The organism is Nostoc sp. NMS2 (assembly GCF_017115105.1).
Classification (GTDB): domain Bacteria; phylum Cyanobacteriota; class Cyanobacteriia; order Cyanobacteriales; family Nostocaceae; genus Nostoc.
On the sequence record NZ_JABXKH010000081.1, the window covers coordinates 1 to 17,920 of the forward strand.

The 17,920-nt window shown below is 38.5% G+C and carries 15 protein-coding genes; 8 read left to right on the forward strand and 7 right to left on the reverse strand.

Going from position 1 to position 17,920, the window contains the following annotated elements; translation table 11 throughout:
- Positions 1 to 408, forward strand: a 408-nt coding sequence (locus HWQ36_RS15495; protein ID WP_292704376.1) for a Uma2 family endonuclease, incomplete at its 5' end; no start/stop codon positions are given.
- Between the two features lie 8 nt (positions 409 to 416).
- On the opposite strand, the gene HWQ36_RS15500 is transcribed toward HWQ36_RS15495, so the two are convergent.
- The 3 genes from HWQ36_RS15500 to HWQ36_RS15510 form a co-directional block, all read right to left on the reverse strand.
- Positions 417 to 4,427: a filamentous hemagglutinin N-terminal domain-containing protein gene (locus HWQ36_RS15500; protein WP_292704379.1), complete on the reverse strand. Its 4,011-nt coding sequence runs from the start codon at positions 4,425 to 4,427 to the stop codon at positions 417 to 419.
- Positions 4,428 to 5,738: 1,311 nt separating this feature from the next.
- The gene (locus HWQ36_RS15505) at positions 5,739 to 6,044 is read right to left on the reverse strand and encodes a Blp family class II bacteriocin (protein WP_292704383.1); all 306 of its coding nucleotides are present in this window, start codon (positions 6,042 to 6,044) and stop codon (positions 5,739 to 5,741) included.
- A gap of 503 nt (positions 6,045 to 6,547) precedes the next feature.
- Positions 6,548 to 6,826 carry a hypothetical protein gene (locus HWQ36_RS15510; protein ID WP_292704386.1) on the reverse strand — a complete coding sequence of 93 codons (279 nt, stop codon included), beginning with the start codon at positions 6,824 to 6,826 and terminating at the stop codon, positions 6,548 to 6,550.
- A gap of 581 nt (positions 6,827 to 7,407) precedes the next feature.
- Here HWQ36_RS15510 and HWQ36_RS15515 point away from each other — a divergent pair.
- The 7 genes from HWQ36_RS15515 to HWQ36_RS15545 all read left to right on the forward strand — a co-directional run bounded on the left by HWQ36_RS15515 (position 7,408) and on the right by HWQ36_RS15545 (position 11,248).
- The gene (locus HWQ36_RS15515; protein ID WP_292704389.1) at positions 7,408 to 7,725 is read left to right on the forward strand and encodes a hypothetical protein; all 318 of its coding nucleotides are present in this window, start codon (positions 7,408 to 7,410) and stop codon (positions 7,723 to 7,725) included.
- Positions 7,726 to 7,972: 247 nt separating this feature from the next.
- Entirely contained in the window at positions 7,973 to 8,287 is a 315-nt protein-coding gene (locus HWQ36_RS15520) for a Nif11-like leader peptide family natural product precursor (protein ID WP_292704392.1), read from the forward strand.
- Between the two features lie 223 nt (positions 8,288 to 8,510).
- Complete coding sequence (locus tag HWQ36_RS15525; protein ID WP_292704395.1) at positions 8,511 to 8,852, forward strand: Nif11-like leader peptide family natural product precursor; 342 nt, start codon at positions 8,511 to 8,513, stop codon at positions 8,850 to 8,852.
- 168 nt (positions 8,853 to 9,020) lie between these two features.
- The gene (locus tag HWQ36_RS15530; RefSeq protein WP_292704398.1) at positions 9,021 to 10,280 is read left to right on the forward strand and encodes a nif11-class peptide radical SAM maturase 3; all 1,260 of its coding nucleotides are present in this window, start codon (positions 9,021 to 9,023) and stop codon (positions 10,278 to 10,280) included.
- Positions 10,281 to 10,311: 31 nt separating this feature from the next.
- On the forward strand, positions 10,312 to 10,485 hold the full coding sequence (locus HWQ36_RS15535; protein ID WP_292704401.1) for a hypothetical protein: 174 nt from the start codon (positions 10,312 to 10,314) through the stop codon (positions 10,483 to 10,485).
- Between the two features lie 43 nt (positions 10,486 to 10,528).
- On the forward strand, positions 10,529 to 10,804 hold the full coding sequence (locus HWQ36_RS15540; protein WP_292704404.1) for a hypothetical protein: 276 nt from the start codon (positions 10,529 to 10,531) through the stop codon (positions 10,802 to 10,804).
- Between the two features lie 6 nt (positions 10,805 to 10,810).
- A complete protein-coding gene (locus HWQ36_RS15545; protein ID WP_292704406.1) occupies positions 10,811 to 11,248 on the forward strand; it encodes a nitrogen fixation protein in 438 nt (145 codons plus the stop codon).
- 187 nt (positions 11,249 to 11,435) lie between these two features.
- On the opposite strand, the gene HWQ36_RS15550 is transcribed toward HWQ36_RS15545, so the two are convergent.
- The 4 genes from HWQ36_RS15550 to HWQ36_RS15565 all read right to left on the reverse strand — a co-directional run bounded on the left by HWQ36_RS15550 (position 11,436) and on the right by HWQ36_RS15565 (position 17,346).
- Positions 11,436 to 12,173, reverse strand: coding sequence for a peptidylprolyl isomerase (locus HWQ36_RS15550; protein WP_292704416.1), 738 nt, complete (start codon positions 12,171 to 12,173; stop codon positions 11,436 to 11,438).
- A 213-nt stretch (positions 12,174 to 12,386) separates the two neighbouring features.
- Positions 12,387 to 13,904, reverse strand: a complete 1,518-nt coding sequence (locus HWQ36_RS15555; protein WP_292704408.1) for an HlyD family efflux transporter periplasmic adaptor subunit — start codon at positions 13,902 to 13,904, stop codon at positions 12,387 to 12,389.
- Positions 13,905 to 13,983: 79 nt separating this feature from the next.
- Entirely contained in the window at positions 13,984 to 16,719 is a 2,736-nt protein-coding gene (locus HWQ36_RS15560; protein WP_292704419.1) for an ABC transporter transmembrane domain-containing protein, read from the reverse strand.
- Between the two features lie 9 nt (positions 16,720 to 16,728).
- Positions 16,729 to 17,346, reverse strand: a complete 618-nt coding sequence (locus HWQ36_RS15565) for a helix-turn-helix domain-containing protein (RefSeq protein ID WP_292704411.1) — start codon at positions 17,344 to 17,346, stop codon at positions 16,729 to 16,731.
- Positions 17,347 to 17,920: the final 574 nt, after the last annotated feature.

A 17,920-nucleotide genomic window follows, 5' to 3' on the forward strand; every position in this document is an offset into this window, starting at 1 on the left:
AAAAACATCTCTGATGTTCTTTTAGCACAGAGTGTTACTATTTTGGAGATGTCTATTGTTCTCAACCAAAAAACTATTGTTACTGAGACACGTTGGGAAAGTGAGTCTGTTATTCAAAACTCAAGTTCGGTCAAATTAATAGTAGAAGTAGTTAGCACCAATTGGCGTGACGATTACTATGACAAGTTTGGGGACTACGAAGAAATGGGCATCCCCGAATACTGGATTGTAGATTATGCTGGTTTGGGCGGACGTGATTTTATTGGTAATCCTAAACAACCTGCTTTTTTTGTCTGCGAACTAATTGATGGGGAATATGTTAAGAGGTTATTCAGGGGTAATGATGTAATTGTCTCTCCCACCTTCCCTAAACTCAATCTAACCGCCCAACAGGTTTTTGATTTGTGAAAATTGCTTTAATTAGAACATTTCCGAGTCAATAGCAACTGCCCATTACCAAGCCGATACAAACCTTGAGGTTCAATAATCAAATCGCCTTTTTTCCAGGGACGAGATGTAGTTTCGACACCTCTTACCTCCCCAGTTGTGTAGTTAGAAACCAAAACACCAGGACGATTAGTAGTCAAAGCACCAGAACCAGTGATAGTAAAAGAGTTTTCTTGTCGCTTAGTACCGCGAGAAATGCAACTATTGGCGATGAGTGCATTGGTATCGATAACCGGGGATAATTCGGTGAAGCTGTTTAAGATGGAACTGTTATCGGGTGAATTAATATTGATCCCACCTGCAACGCCTAATTCCGAGCTGGCTGTAATATCACTTTTGTCGGTTGGTTTGGGACGTGCTTCGATACCGAAGATACCTTGAGAATTGATTTCGACGTTTCCACCGGTTCCGGTGAAGGCATTAGCTGCAATATCGCTGTTTTCTTCGCGGATGGCGATGATAAATTTTGAATTAATATCGATGTTACCACCATTGCCACCTGATTGGGCTGTACCTGCGCTGGTGGTAATTCCGCTACCGCGACGCAATAGTAAAAGATCGTTGACAGTTAAATTGATATTTCCCCCATCCCCAGAGTTGGTTATTGCTGCAATAATTCCTTTGTTATCAAGTGTTGCGGAACCAGAATTAATATTAATATCTCCAGCTTTCCCTTGCCCAAAGCTGCTGGAACTGATTTTCCCGTTATTTAAAAATAAAGAATCTGTTGTCAGGTTAATATTGCCTCCATTGCCTACAGCTGTTGCATTAACTGTACTAAAAACACCGGTAGAAGAACCTGTGGTGCCAACACTGTCAATTAAAATGCGATCGCCTACATCAATGGTAATATCACCTGCATTACCTTTAGAAGAAGTACTAGCATTAACTATTCCACCATTGGTTAAAGACAAAGAACCTGCTGTCAGGTTAATATTGCCTCCCCTACCTTCAGCTTCACGTTCTAAGGTAGTAAAAACACCGCTAGAAATTCCATTCCTACCGACACCATCAATCCCAATAGCATCGCCAGCATTAACTATAATGTCACCTGCATTACCTTTACCGAGACTGCTAGCAAGAAGTATTGCGCCGTTGCTTAGTGTTAAGGAATTGGTTGTTATTTGAATATCCCCACCTTTGCCAACACCTCCAAACAAAGAACTAATAACGCCAGTCAGGTTATTGCCAGTAGTACCATCGATAATGACAGCATCGCGGGTATCGATAAAAATATTACCACCATCACCTTGACCACTACTAAAAGCGGCGAGTTCACCACCATTTTTTAGAAATAATTCTCTGGCGTTGATGCGAATATTCCCAGCGTTACCCGTGCTACTGCTTACCGTAGGACTGCCTATGGAAGTAAATAAACCATTTTCTCCACCATCCAAAGTTACTGTATCACGGGCATTGATGGTGATATTGCCTCCATTTCCCTGTCCACCTGAGTTTCCAGCAATGGTTGCACCGTTGGTGACAGAAAGTGACCCTGTTGTAATTTCGATGTCACCTCCTTTACCTTCACCACTCGCCAATAAACTAAATAAACCACTCTTTACATCAATAATTTCACCACTATTCAAAGTTACACCCTTGACAACACCATCAATTTTGACGCTATCACGAGCATTGATGCTGATATTTCCAGCATCACCTTTCCCTCCGTCATGTGAAGAGGATATTGTACCGCCATTTGTGAAAAACAGCGATCCTGTTTCAATTTGAATATTTCCGGCGTTACCATTGTATGCTTCCATAGTGGCACGACTAGATAAACCATTACCGCCAATTCCATCAAAAGTAATAGTATTGCCAACATCAAGAAAGATATTACCTCCATTTCCTTGTCCGCCGTTACTAGCATTTAGTTGCCCACCATCTTTCAGCATTAAATTACTTGCAGTGATGCGAATATCACCACCATTACCTATCGCGTTCTCAATACCGAAACTTGATACTGTACTGCCATCTTTTTGTCTGCCTCCAAAACCCGAAAATGTCACATTATCGCGGGCATTAATAGTGATATTACCTGCATTTCCAACTCCAGCAGTAAAGCTAGATATTTCGGCACCATTAGTAACAGAAAGCGATCCAGTTGTAACTTGAATGTTTCCTGCTTTCCCGACACCTCCAATGTTTAAATTGCCTTTCAAACCACTATACGAATCATAATCCTTATTATTAAGGTCAAACTTACCCGCGTCGATGAAAACGCCATCTAGCTTGACATTATCAGAAGCTTCGACGGTAATATTTCCGGCATTACCTTGTCCTGATACATTTGTCGATACTTCACTGCCGTTAGTTAATGAAAGTGAACCTGTTTTCAGGTAAATATTTCCTCCGTTACCTACCCCTCCATTCAACACATCACTACTAACATCACTATTAGTATCGAAGACTATATTATCAAGGGCATTAATGCTGATATTTCCAGCATTTCCTTTGCCACTGATACTGCTACTAATAAAGGCTCCATTAGTAGCTTTTAGCGTACCTGTCGTGATTTGAATATTACCTGCGTTACCTTCACCAGTGAGTTGCACATCATTAATAATACGGCTAAAAATATTACCGTCATTACCATCTAACGAAATATTATTACGAGCATTAATGATGATATTACCAGAATTACCTTTTCCATAAGTGCTACCTTGAATTTCAGAACCATCGTTTATTTCCAATGAATTAGTATTGATAGTAAGGTTTGCACCATTACCTATTGCACCCTCAACTACCTTTAAACCAATTCCGTTAAATTCTCCTGGTCTTGAGTTACGAAAACTGATATCACCTTGAGCATTGATATTGACATTTCCTGCATTACCTTGTCCGTAGAGATTAGCATTTATTTGTCCAGTATTGCTTAACGTCAATGTCTCAGTCGTAATATTGATATCACCAGCTTGACCAAATGCTTTTTCTTGCACTACGTTAGCGATGAAACCTTTATTTATTAACGTTGTATCTCCTGTGGCATTAATATTAATATCTCCACCTTTACTATTTGGAGTACCTAAACCTGTATCTATTCCCGCTCTTAGTATACTTTGCCCTGCCAAATTTACATTTCGAGCTTGAATTTTGATATTCCCGCCACCCGCACCGCGAACATTCACTTCTGCACCATTATTCAACGAAACATCGGCGCGTTCCACATTCTCAGGTATAACTAAACCCAAATTATCACCTGCAATATTCAATCCCACATTTCCCGGTGCAGCCAAACCTGCTAACTCAACATTCCCGCCATAAGCGCGAATACTGCCACCATCAATATTGATATTTCCACCAACAAGCAGCAAACTTTTACCATCAGCAATTCGCAAACCCGTAACATCTTGTCCAATGAGATTAGTACCTGCGGGTGCTTGGGATTGATTGATAATTCCCCCATTTGCTTGGATTTGATTAAACAGCAATACCGAAGGATTAATAGTCAACAACGGCACTGTTTGGGGATTTGTGGCACTAAAAACACCTTGATTGCCAAACTGAATCCCGTTCGCTGTCGTTCCTACAAACGAACCCTGCACGTCTAAACTGGCATTTTTCCCAAAGACAATCCCATCGGGATTTATCAAAAATAAATTCGGACTAGAACTACCAAGTGTCCCCAGTGTTCCCAAAATCTCAGAAGGGTTATTACCTGTCACCCGTGCCAAAATATTCTGAATATTGGCGCTAGGACTGAAGAAATAAGCCCCACGTTCCTCGCTGACATTAAATTCTTGAAAGCTGTGAAAAAGATTAATTCCGCGAGTTGCACCACCTGTAATTACTTCAGTCGGTTGTCCCTGCAAGTTCAAGTTGCCTATAACTTGAGAGGACTCAGACCCTAGTGTGTTATCAGGCACGATATTACTTTGCTGTGCCTGGGTTTTGCTGGTTAAGCCACTGACAATTAGCCAACCCAGCAACCCTGCCAATCCAAACTGCAAACACCTGTGTAATCTGTAGTTTTTCATCATAGGGCGCTATTTATCCGATTTGCTTAAGTATCTAATAGAACTGCACCTTTAGATCGTAGATAAGCAAATATTTATTAATTATGCACTTTTATGCAATCAGGCGATCAGGTTCCTGCATTCTCTAGGCGTGAAAACTGCACGGAAAACTTGCAGAAAAGGTTGATGTGTGGCATGAATATGTCAGATATTGTGTAACGCATCGGCAACAGTAAAACTACTGACTGTTAATTAGTTTCTTGCTTTTTAGGCTAAGTAATTATGGAATTTCGGTTTTTTGCAATGGTGAACTCAGCAGCAAAAAAGTGTCTACACTCTCCGAAAGTATTATCTTTGTTTGGTCAAAGCCATCCTGTAGCACTAATTGCAGCTCCCTGTTCTGTTGAAAGCGAAGAGATTGTCAAATGGGTTCTATAAGAGATTAGCTAATCTCAGCAGAAAATGCCTGTTTGATTCTATGTGAACAAGGCATTAGGAATTTTGATAGATACTACAATACCTCTGCCAATTTACGAGGGTTCGTTAACATGGCTATGATTATCTGGTTCAATTGCCACATAGTTGTAGCGTTTATCTGCGGTAACAAGCATTATAACAGTGATAAGATATCCGGCATGGGCTGAAAAGTAGTTTTTGAGTTGTAGTTGTGAGAGACAATAACTCTACTACGGCAGCCCTACCTCTTCATACTCTTTTTTTAGCGATCGCTCCTTTCGTGCAAATCCTTGTAACTCTCTCCTGGTAAGCTTTCATGATTCGCAGATGAGTCTAATGTTGCACGCTCCGAGCAACAAAATTTTCGTGGTAATAAGGGTGGCTGTATTATCTCATGCTTCGATGGATTCATGACCAGTATTCTAGTAGCCCCTAGTTTGATCTTGGGCAGCTTGTTTGATATGAGAGAATTCGATTTTCGGAACTGGAATCAACTAAGAATATATATTGGTTTCACTGCATTGTTGGTATATATAGTGGGAACTGCTCTAGAGAAATTAAGCTGTTATCTTATTAGTCTTTTTATCCGCTCCAAAGCTGCAACTAATAAAGCTAGACATTGACCCCACAAAAGACAATTCCCCACAGGGATCACCGTAGGGAATTTCCACAAAGGGATATGCGATTTTTTGTTAGAAAATAACTTTCTACTTCGTAAGGTGATTTCTGATGAAAAAAATACCTATGTTGACGAGCTTCGACTTCGCTCAACTCTCGACCACTCAGTTGGTTGAGCGTACCCCTGCGGGGAAGCAAGCTACGCGTAGCGTCTCGCAGAGAAGTCGAAACCAATGGCTATGGTAAATTTATTACTAGAATTCACCTAAGTGCTACAGCACAACCAACAGACGCTGCGGCACCTCCTATAGCAGCTCCAAAAATAGCACCTGGAATCGCACCAAGTCCAACACCAAGTGCAGCACCACCTATTGCACCAAAAGCAGCGCCACCGAATACATTACTTGCAAACGTACCAACACTGCATTCGCCCGGTAATACATACATCTTACCTCCAAAGATTTGTTCACTTTCTTTATCTGACAGTTCACACATGATGGATTCTGCTTCATTTTGAGGCAGATTTATGTCACCACAATGTAAATCATAAATTGTAAATTTTGCCATTGAAAGTCTACTCTCCATTTTAGTTTTTTTACTTAGTATTTGTATTCAAAATTATTTCAGCATTATTTAAATTAGGTTGTCAACTCATTACACTGTTTATTAATAATTCATTTGGAGCAAAATTATTTTAATTTTGCTCTGAAATCACTCATGGCACGTCTACCAATGTGGGTAATGGGATGATGGTTACTTTAGTGAGGGTAAATGAGCAATCGACACTGTTGGCTAATTCCTAAAATAGCTCAAGTAAAGCAATTAGTTCAGAAATGAAATGATTGAGAGCTTTATGAACAGCTAGAAGCAGAGCAAAAAAAGACTGGCATCCTAAAATCGCTAACCCCTACAGATGGACTCTGTAGGGGTTTAATTTTAAGGGGTATACTGAGTAACCTCTAATGGTCTAGTAGAGCGTTCGTGATGGAGAATTCCGATTTCTTGACATCCCACACGTTCTAAACCATATACACATAACAGTCTATGAGAACAGCTACGCTAGAACTGTCTCATTCAAGCATGTGACGAACAAGACCTCCACCGACACCTCCACCGCCTCTGCTACCACCGCTACTACCACTACCACCATTAATGATACTCACACCACCTGCAATCAATGCAGTACCGATACCTACAGAACTCGTAAAAATACCAGTAACTATCATTGCAACGCCCAGTACGTCACTGAACCAACCTCCCCCATTAATATCTAAAAGCTCTGCATTAGTAAGTTCATACAACAGTTCAGATTTAGAGGAATTAAGATCAGTAATTTGAATGCTAGCCATTAGACAATCTCCTAATTAAAGTCCTTTGATTGACAACCATTTTATTATGAAATTCTTTGATTTATTCTATTAACTCAAGGATTTTTAATAGAAAAAAGTAGCATAAATACTACATTTTTGATACTATTCAACACTTCTGCTACTCATATATTTAGTAACTGTAGACTGCCATACAAAAGATGTAGTTATTTTGGCAGATGAAGAAACTGGAATCGTAATCTACTCGAATGGCAATTGAAGATATTTATGAGCAAACCTGATTTCATATCTCCGTTTTTCGCACGTGTATACCACACCACAAATGCACACACCTCTTCCATGAGATAGTTAATAACAAAAGAGAGCTTAAATACAGTAATTATGATCTAAAACAACTAGTAATTTATTTTAAAAGAATCAATGGAAGTATAAGAAATAAGTTAAATAAAGCAAATATACTAAAGATAAATATGAAAAAAGTGCATTAATTATGTACGTTTATCAGATCATCAAGTATTGAAATTATTCAATCAATCGTAAATTATGGGAATAGGATAATTTTATCCATCTAAAAAACTACATTTTACTTAGGAGAAACTCAAATGGCTAAAATTTATATTCTGGATCTACAGTCTGTTATTAGTTCAGATATTAATACTTTAAAAAACGATGATTTATATCAACTGACTGTGCAAGACACAACAAAAATTTCTGGTGGCCTCGGTCTTACTCCTGCGGAAGGTCTTACATTCGGAACTGCGTTACTATCTGGTGGTATTGGTGTTTTAGCTATAGCAACAGGCCCCGTCGGTTGGTTGTCGGCAGGTTTCTTGTACGGTGGTGGTCTTACTTTGGCCACTTATTCTGGCTATTTAGTAGGAGGAGGAGGTGGTGGTGGCATTAGGCACATGCTCCAATAGCTAATTATTAGTCTGAATAACAATAAATGAGTAAGGTGGGGAGTCTCACTCTACAAATACCTTAAATTTAAATTGAACTAGAAGAATTCTAGTGCGATTGTGATCGCTATCCATTCCCCCCCCCTCAACCTGAGCTACCTTAACTCACATTTTAAGTCATGCTTATATTCCATAATTGAGTTTTGTGTAGATACTTTGGTTAAGACAATAATCATCTATTGCCTTTTGCTAGACAAAGGAACCTACTATGTCTTTAAAAAATGTCCAATCTTTCTATATACGGATAGCTAATGATGAGTCTTTCCGCATTCAAATAAAAAATGTTCAAAGCAAAGAAGAATGTAGCCAAATTGTTAAAGCTGCTGGCTATGATTTTAACCAAGAAGAGTTGGAAGAATATACTAACCAGTTGTTAGAGTTAAGTTCCGCAGATAGCGAACTCAGAGATTTAAATGAAAAAGAGTTAGAAGTTGTTTTTGGCGGTATATCTAGCTTTTTTACAAATCCAGAAGACCGAATGTACACAATGTATGGAGTTCCCAGAGGGTTATGGGATCTATAGTTAAAAAACAAGTATCAGACTAATCTATGGGCTACCAATACGTTCTATAGCCATAGAAATTGAGAATTAGCCTGTAGAAACAGTCACGCTTTTTCGAGGCTTGAGGATTTGCCGTGAACAGTCAGTTCTATACAGAACAAAACATAGAAAAAAGACTTGCAATGGAGAGGGAGGGAGAAGGGGTTTCATAGAATGTCAGCATATAAAGGAAAAGGAGCCAATTATGTCACTAGAAAACGTTAAGCTTTTCTATGAAAAACTTACTAATGATGAGTCTTTCCGTACTCAACTACAAAATGTTCAAAGCAAGGATGAATGTAGCCAAACGGTAAAAGCTGCTGGCTATGATTTTACCCAAGAAGAGTTTGAAGAATATACTGGTCAGTTATTAGAGTCTATTCCTGATAATGAGATTCATGATTTAGACGAACAGGAATTAGAAGCAGTTGTTGGTGGTGCAATATCTGGATTGATTGTTGGTAGTGGAATACCTGGATTGGTAGTCAGTCTACCTCGATTACCATATATTTTAAGCTATGGACTTCCATCCCTTAAATTCTTGTAACCTGTTTTGAAAGCCCCAATTTTTAGACCTCTATTTATGCTAGCAATACCTTCTATACCCATAGAATAAAGCTTTAAAAAAAAGCTTTCGTTATTTAAGCATTAGCAAAAATGGGGGCAGATGGGTATATATTTGTCCCTTTCTAGAAAAACAAATAAGGATATTCTGATGAAATATCGCCGCATTAGTTACGCCGTTTGGGAAATTACCCTCAAATGCAATCTCGCTTGTCAACACTGCGGTTCTCGCGCAGGTCATGCAAGAACAAAAGAACTTTCTACAGAAGAAGCCCTTGATATGGTCAGACAGCTAGCAGAGGTTGGAATTACCGAAGTAACTCTAATTGGTGGTGAGGCTTTTCTACGTCCTGACTGGCTAGAAATTGCCAAAGCAATTACAGATGCGGGGATGCTTTGCGGTATGACCACTGGGGGTTATGGTATCACGCTAGAAACTGCCCACCGAATGAAAGAAGCTGGAATCGGAGTAGTTTCTGTTTCGGTTGATGGTTTAGAAGCAACTCACGACCGTTTGCGTGGGAAAAAAGGCTCTTGGCAATGGGCATTTAAAACCATGAGCCATCTCAAAGAAGTGGGGATTCCCTTTGGTTGCAACACCCAAATTAATCGCCTTTCTGCACCCGAGTTTCCCTGTATATACGAACACGTCCGGGATGCTGGAATCTTCGCTTGGCAAGTGCAATTGACTGTACCGATGGGGAATGCAGCTGATAACAGCGAAATTCTGCTGCAACCTTATGAATTATTGGATATCTACCCAATGATTGCTCGTGTTGCCCAAATAGCAGCTAAAGAAGGAGTGCAGGTGCAACCAGGGAATAATATTGGTTACTATGGCCCTTACGAGCGACTTTTCCGAGGAGGAGATGCTTGGTCATTTTGGCAAGGATGTACTGCTGGACTCTCTGCCTTGGGTATTGAAGCTGATGGTGCAATCAAAGGTTGTCCTTCCCTACCAACCTCTGCATATACAGGAGGCAATATACGTGACTATGACCTCCGCACAATTATTGAAGAGACAGAGGAACTGCGGTTTAATTTGGGGGCTGGTACTCCCAAGGGAACAGAACATCTGTGGGGTTTCTGCAAAACTTGTGAATTTGCTGAACTCTGCCGTGGTGGTTGCAGTTGGACTGCTCATGTTTTCTTTGACAAACGAGGTAATAATCCTTACTGTCACCATCGCGCCTTAACGCAAGAAAAACACGGTATTAGAGAACGAGTATTTCTCAAACGCCGTGCAGATGGCAACCCCTTTGATAATGGTGAGTTTACATTGATTGAAGAACCTATTAATGCTGTTTGGCCAGACAATGACCCTCTACATTTTACTGGCGATCGCATTCAATGGCCAAAAGCTTGGCAAGAAGAGGCTGGGTTAGAAGTTTCTCTGGTTGAAGTTAGTTAAATGCTGCAAAATATAAGTTGGGTGGAATGATATGTCTACTGATTCTATAACTACAGAAAATACAATTCTTGCTACTGCCATGATTGATAAAATCTCTTTGTCACCTCTACTACCGCGTTCATCTTGGAATAGTCAGATGGCTTTTTTGAGAGCAGTTTTTAGAGCAAAAAAGGCTTTAGATAGAATAGAGAATGAAACAAAATAAGAAGAGTCTAAAAAATTTAAACCTTAATTACAGGAAAATCACAATGAAAAATAAATACACAACAAACCAAGGTTCTTTTGAATTTAACGACCTAATTGATGATGCTGTCAAAAATGCGCTCGCACGAAGATATCAGGCTTTGAATCCAGAAGATTCATTGTTGGATTTATCTGATGAAGAGATGAAAGATGTACTTGGCGGGATATCCTCACCTCCGATTGGTGGAAGATTGTCATTTCCATTTTTAATACCAACTATAGGGTTAATATATGTAAATCCCTCTCTTCCAACATCTGAAACAAACTCTTCTCTGGAGTGAAAATTAATGGAAGAGATTACTACTAAAAAGACTCCACTTTGCCCCAGTTCTAAACCAGAATTAGATAAAGCTATTGTCTACGGTGTAGTAACTGGGACAATAGCAGAACCTCGAGTAGCTTATCTTAAGCAAGCAGAGTTTATCACTGAAGAACTGTTAGCAAAAATTAGCCCAATTACACCCACAGAAGTTTTGCGGATTGCATCGTCCTGCGTCACTTCTAATTGCCAGCATTTCGATGGCAAAGATTGTCGTTTAGCACAGCGAATTGTAGATAAATTACCTGTAGTAGTAGAGGGATTACCACCTTGTTCTATACGCCGAGATTGTCGGTGGTGGCGACAGGAAGGTAAAGCTGCTTGTATGCGTTGTCCGCAAGTGATTACGGATAACTATAATTCATCTGAATTAATACGCGACATGGCGATATCTAACAATAGTTAGTTCACTTAAGCAGCTAAAACTAGAATAATTTTGAGTATTAATAATACTTTTATCTCAACCCAACTTCAACATTGGGTTGCTTTTTATTATTGTTTAGAATAGCAGTTTGCTTATTTACAATCTCAGACTATTGACCCGAATAAGTTGTCCTCATTCAAGTATAAAGTAAAAAGTTACTGCGCTTACTTTAGTCAAGCTTAATATTAAATTCAGCTTTGTTGGTTTGTACTTTCAGCCATTGATAATACAAAGTTGCAACAATTTCTTGATAAACCTTACCATCTAGTTGTGGTTGAATAATCTCCTCTATAAAAATCAAATGCACTCCTTTAGCGGTTACAATTGGTTGTAAAAGCTGTGGTGGTTTAGCTGCAAAAACAGCAGCAGAAACTTCTGCATTTAAATCTTGACGACGCACTATCCCTAAATATCCACATCTGCGCTGTAATTCTACATCATGAATATATTTGTGAGCCACATCAAAAAAACTTGTTTCACCTGCCTTAATTGCATAAAAAAGTTCCCAAATTAAATCTTCATCATCTAACATCACCTCATAAATCGCTACACCAACATAATCCAGTTGATGTTCATAAAAATATCCTTCAACCTTATCTACAAAAAAATGAGCAGCCAACTTATCTGAAAGTAAATTTGTGTAGACAATTTCTTCAAATTCATCCAAAGATAAACTATATTTTTCTAACCACTTCCAAGTATCCTCGGCATTGAAAAGTTTATTCATTAATCGCATTTGGTCTGCTGCTTTTTGAATTTCTTCTGTTTCTATTTTTATACCTGCTTCACTAGCAGCATTGTGAATAATTTTGCGTGTGATAATCTGCTCAATTATCTGAGGTATTTTGCAGGATAGTTTGACCTGATACAGAATATCTTCGCTGGTAATATTGATAGCTTGTGACATCATATCTCTCCTAAAGCTGTTTCATTAAGTTATGTTATATCTAAAATCATGACCTCTCCTAAAGCTGTTTCATTAAGTTATGTTATATCTAAAATCATGACCTCTCCCTAACCCTCTTCTTGTATTAGAGGGAACAAGAAAAATATTTATTCTTACTAAATAAATTTCTTTCCCCCTTTTTATAAGGGAAGGAGGTCGGGGGTTAAATCAGTCTTACAACTTCAACCCACCTTCTTGCAACTGCTTAAATGGGTCAAGTAGAAAATCAATAATTCGCCGTTGACGCACAATTACCTCAGCCGTAGCTGTATCACCTGGACGTAAAGGAATACACTTATTATTACTCTGAATACAATTCTGTTTGAGAGTAATTTCTAAGTTATAAGCTGCCAGTTTACCATTAGCTGTATCTATCTGTGTAGTAGTAGGAGAAATATCAATTAACTCGCCTTCTATTATTCCATAATCTTGGAAAGGATAAGCATCAAATTTAAGCTTAACTGGTAATCCTTTCCGTAAAGAACCACTTTCATTTGTCGCCATTTGCGCCCGAATTACAAAAGGTGAACTAATAGGAGCAATTTCTGCAATCATTGTTCCTGGTTGTACTACAGCACCAGCTTTTTCAATAGGTAACTGAAATACAATACCACTCACAGGTGCTTTTAACTCCCGTTGTGCTAATTGAATGTTTAAAGATTCAATCTGTCTCTTTGTTTGAGCAATTTCTGCGCTCAAAGTTGTAATTTCTGTTTGCAAATTCTTTTGTTGTTCGTCAATTTTAAGCAAAGCTAGCTTACTAGAACGAGTTAATGTCTGATAACCGCGTTCTTGTTCACTCACTCGTAATTCTGTTTGGGTAATATCAGCCTTGCCTTGCTTAAAAATTCGCTGATAACTACTCTGTTGTTCTACTAAACGTAACTGAGATTGCTGAATATCTGATTGGCTTTGTTCATATATCTTTTGTTTGTCTTTAACTATTTCTTGCTTTTCGACAAAATTAGTTTCGGGAATCACTCCCTCTTGAAAAAGTTGATGATAACGTTTTTCTTCGCGTTGAGAACTAGTTAAACTACTCTGCACTAAAATCTTAGCAGTTTTACTATGTTCTACATTTTGTTGTGCCTGATTTACTTGAGACATTTTCTCTAATTTTTGTAATTCGTAGGTATTAGCAATCGCAATTAAATTTTGCCGTGCTTGGTCTATTTGTGATTGCTTTTCTAGCTCTTGCGATTGATTTTGTTGTTGCTGAGTTGTTAAGGCAACTACTAATTGATTTTGCGATAAATTTAATTGCGATCGCCTATTTAATTGTCCCTCTAATTTATCCTGCACCTGCTGCAATTCTTTCTTCACTAATTCTGAATCTAAAACTAATAATTTCTGCCCACTTTTAACAGCATCCCCCTCTTTGATGCGAATTTCTGTAACAGTACCAGATACGGCAGCATCTAACCTCAGTGTTTTACCTTTAGGCTCAATTCTTCCCCTAGCAGTACCAGTTTCATCGACCTTAGATAGCATTGCCCAAGGTAAAATAATGGAAACAAAGATTATTAAAAAGTAGAGTAATCCTCTTGTCCAAACTTTCGGTAAGCCATCTAGTAATTCTTTAGTATAAAAAGACCAATCATCATGAGATTTAGCTAGCGTATTATTTGATAAATCTTCATCTTTATGTTCATGGATTTGGGATATTCCCCTTCCATTCAATATATTTGTCATTATTTATCCTTGTCAAAAATTTCGATTAATTGGCTCGTAGTCAGGCCTGAAACCCTCAGTACCAATTCACTTCTTACTTTCACCCAGCAAGGCTGAATTGCTGTTGATTGAGATAAAAATAATGTCCCCGCTTTGTCATTAATTCTGTATGGGTTCCACTCTCAATCAATACGCCTCTATCTAACACCAAAATTAAATCTGCATTCTGGACAGTAGAAAGACGATGAGCAATTACTAAAGAAGTTCTTTTCTTGAGTATTGTATGCAAATTATTCTGAATAATCCTTTCTGATTCACTATCCAGATGAGAAGTTGCCTCATCTAAGATTAACAGGTGAGGATTACCTAATAATGCCCTGGCGATCGCAGTTCTTTGTCTTTGTCCCCCAGACAACAACCCCCCACCTTCACCAATCTGGGTTTCATAAGCCATTGGTAACTTTCTAATAAACTCATCAGCACCCGCCAAGCTTGCTGCTTCTATAATCTCTGCTAAAGTTGCTTCAGGATGTCCTAAACTGATATTTTCCCGAATTGTACTGCCAAATAGAAAGGTATCTTGGTCAACTACCCCAGCTTGTTGACGTAAAGACTGCAAGGAAATAGTGGTAATATCATGTCCTTCAATCAATATCTTGCCATCTGTGGGAGGATATAACCCTAACAGTAACTTAGAAATCGTAGTTTTCCCAGAACCACTGCGTCCTACTAAAGCAACCATTTGTCCTGCTTTAATCTCAAAACTAAGATTTGCTAGGATATTAATATCACTTTCTGGATGATAGCGAAATGTGACATTTTCAAAGCGAATGTTACCGGAAATTAGCGGTAAAGATTGCTTTATTTGAAGCTGTAAATCTTCTTCAGGTTTGGCATCTAAAACATCATTAATACGTTCTACTGCAATTACCACTTCTTGCACTTGATTCCACAGCACCGTTAATCTTTGGAAGGGTCTAATGATATTCCCCAACAACATATTAAATGCTACTAATTGCCCGATAGTTAATTGGTTTTGAATTACTAAATCTGCTCCATACCACAACAACGTACTAGATACAACTGCTTCAATAGTGTTGCTGAAAATTTGTAAGCGATTGCCAATAACTTGTCCAGCAAAACTAGTTTTTACTTCTTTCTGTAACAACTCCTCCCAATGCCAGCGTACTGTTTGTTCTACGGCTGTAGATTTTACAGTTCGGACACCAGTCAGTGCTTCAATAAGATAGCTACTTTCTTTAGCAACTGCATAAAATATTTCCCGGGAAATTCTTTGTAAAAATGGTGTGGCAATCAATGCCAGTAAAAAAAATGGTGGCACAATTACTAATGCCAATAATGCCATTTTCCAACTGTACCAAAACATTAATCCTAGATAAATAAAGACAGTGATTAAATCTAGAACAATTGATAATGCTTCCCCAGACAAAAAACGCTGAATCTTATTGTTTTCCTGCAAACGAGAGATAATATCTCCTACATAACGCGTTTCAAAATAACTTAAAGGTAAGCGCAAAGTATGGCGAATAAACGCAACTAGTAATGCAACATTTATTCTCTGCGCGGTGTGGTCGATTAAATATTGCCGCAAACCTGTCATCACTACACGAAAAATGCTAAAAATCATCAGCCCCAAACCCACCGCCATCAATGTCAGACCAGAACGCTGCACTACCACACGGTCTAATATTAATTGAGTAAATAAGGGAGTGACCAGTCCAAATATCTGGATAAATAGCGAAGCAATAAATACTTCTAACATTACCCAACTATGAGGCTTAATTAACTCAAAGAATTGCCAAAAGGGAGTAGTAGTTTCCTTCGCATCTTTAAACAAAGCTGTGGGTTCTAATAGTAGTGCATACCCAGTCCAATCAGCTTTAAATTCTTGGTGGCTGAGGCTACGTTGACCAATAGCAGGGTCAGCTACAATTACGTATTTTTTGGTTATTTCATAAACAACAATGTAGTGTTTCCCTTCCCAGTGGACAATAGCAGGTAATTTTTGTTTCGCCAACTGTTCAAGACTAGCTTTCACGGGACGCGTATTAAACCCCAAACTTTCTGCTGCTGCTGTTAACCCACGCAGAGATGAACCATTCCGGTCAACGTTGGCAATATCGCGTAAATGGTTAATGCTAAAGCGTTTTCCCCAATAATGTGACACCATCACCACACAAGCGGCACCGCAGTCAGATGCACTTTGTTGAGCAAAGAAAGAATAACGCCGAGTTACTCGCTGTAACAGATGACCAACTCGTTGAGTAGGGCTAGGAAAGTAAGCTTTATTAATTTTTTTCTGCCACTTCGTTTCTGTTGCAGAATTAGAAGCTACAGTGACAGACGAGGGCGTGGGTAATCCTTTCTTATTATCTTCTCCACTGGGGATATTGGACTTAACCAGCAGAAAATTCTGAGTTTTAGCGGATATCTCTAAATACTCATTGATTTGTAGATATTTAGCCATTAATAATAATAGTAATTCACCGGGAATAAAGCACAATTGCACATTTTTACCTGCCCTTGCACCATAAGGTATAAAATCAGCAGATGGGAATAAACTAAAATGTCCAAATGATTCCCCAGCTTCCATTGTGGAAATTAATTCTCCACTTTCATTCAATAGCCTTACCTTGCCTGTAAGCACAATATAAATACCAGCCTCAACGCCAGTTCCTTGCCAAAATTTTCCTACTTTAGGTTCTAAGTATTTAAATTTATGCTGACAGTATTGAAATTCTCCTTCCGGCAGAGAATAACCAAGAATGTTTTTAAGTAATTGCGGAGAAATTTTTGGAGTTATTGAATTTTGCATCATCAGTTATTAATTTATCTCTATTTTTAGGAAATGAATTGGTAGCATTTGACTCTCATCCAGCAGATTTTCACTTTTAAGATCGCCGATTAAAATTTGTGACCTATTAAGCTGCTGGGGCAAATCTGGTGGAGGATTAGTGGGTTTTGCTCTTGTAGATAAACCCATTTGTTTGAGCAATCGTTTGATGTGACAATCGCTTACCTTCACCCCTATTTCTTTTGCCAAATGCTTATTTAACCAGTTCGCTGTCCATCGTTGAAAACTATAACCGTAATCACGAGGACTATTGCCAACTAGTTCTTTCAACCGCTCTAAATATTCTTCATTGACTGCCTTGGGACGACCAATTGGAGATTGCAGCCATTGGTGTGCCATACCACTACGGGCAATATGTATCCAATGCCTTGCTGTAGCAGGACAGCACCCCAAAGTGCGACAAATTTGCGTTTGTGATTTTCCCTCATCTGCCAACAACATAATTTGAATCCGCTGGCGGTATAATTCAGGTAAATCTTCTTGCAGACTTTTTAATAGTAATTTTTGCTGAAAAGATGTCAAAACTTTACTACCAGAAATCTTGGGGCATTTGATATGATCTTGCATTTCTTTTTGATCGATAATCATAAAATTGGACTATTAAATTTTAAGTATTCATGTAGTAATAATAATTCCCAGCCACACTTTTAACTCACAAGCTAAATAGTATAAAAAATGCAGATATTATTCATTCACCTTTTATGCTGAATAAGATACAGAATTATGTATCGAGAATTGCAAAAAACTGCATTGTAATTTTTCCTCATTCGCGCAATCGACGGTAAGGAAAGCCCAGCATCGGTAAAAATCTATGTTTAGTAGATCGTTTCCCCTGACCAAGCCCTGTTGGGGCTGGATTACAGGTTCTTTCGTGCTTGGCGCGAAAAAGACACTGCTTCATCTGCACAGTTGGGATTAAAGTTGGGTCTTGTCCTTACCTAAAAAATTAACCAAACACTTTCAAGTGATGATTTTCGTAGATACCGCTTTCGGCAGTGTGGAATTTCTACATAGCGTCCGAAAGCTCAACCTGGATTTCTCACATTTCCATAAGGTAGTTAATAACAAAAGAGAGCTTAAATGTAGTAATTTTTATCTATTTCATCATACAGCGCTTTCTGCTGTTATGAGGTACAATTAGTAAGAATAAAAATATTATCTT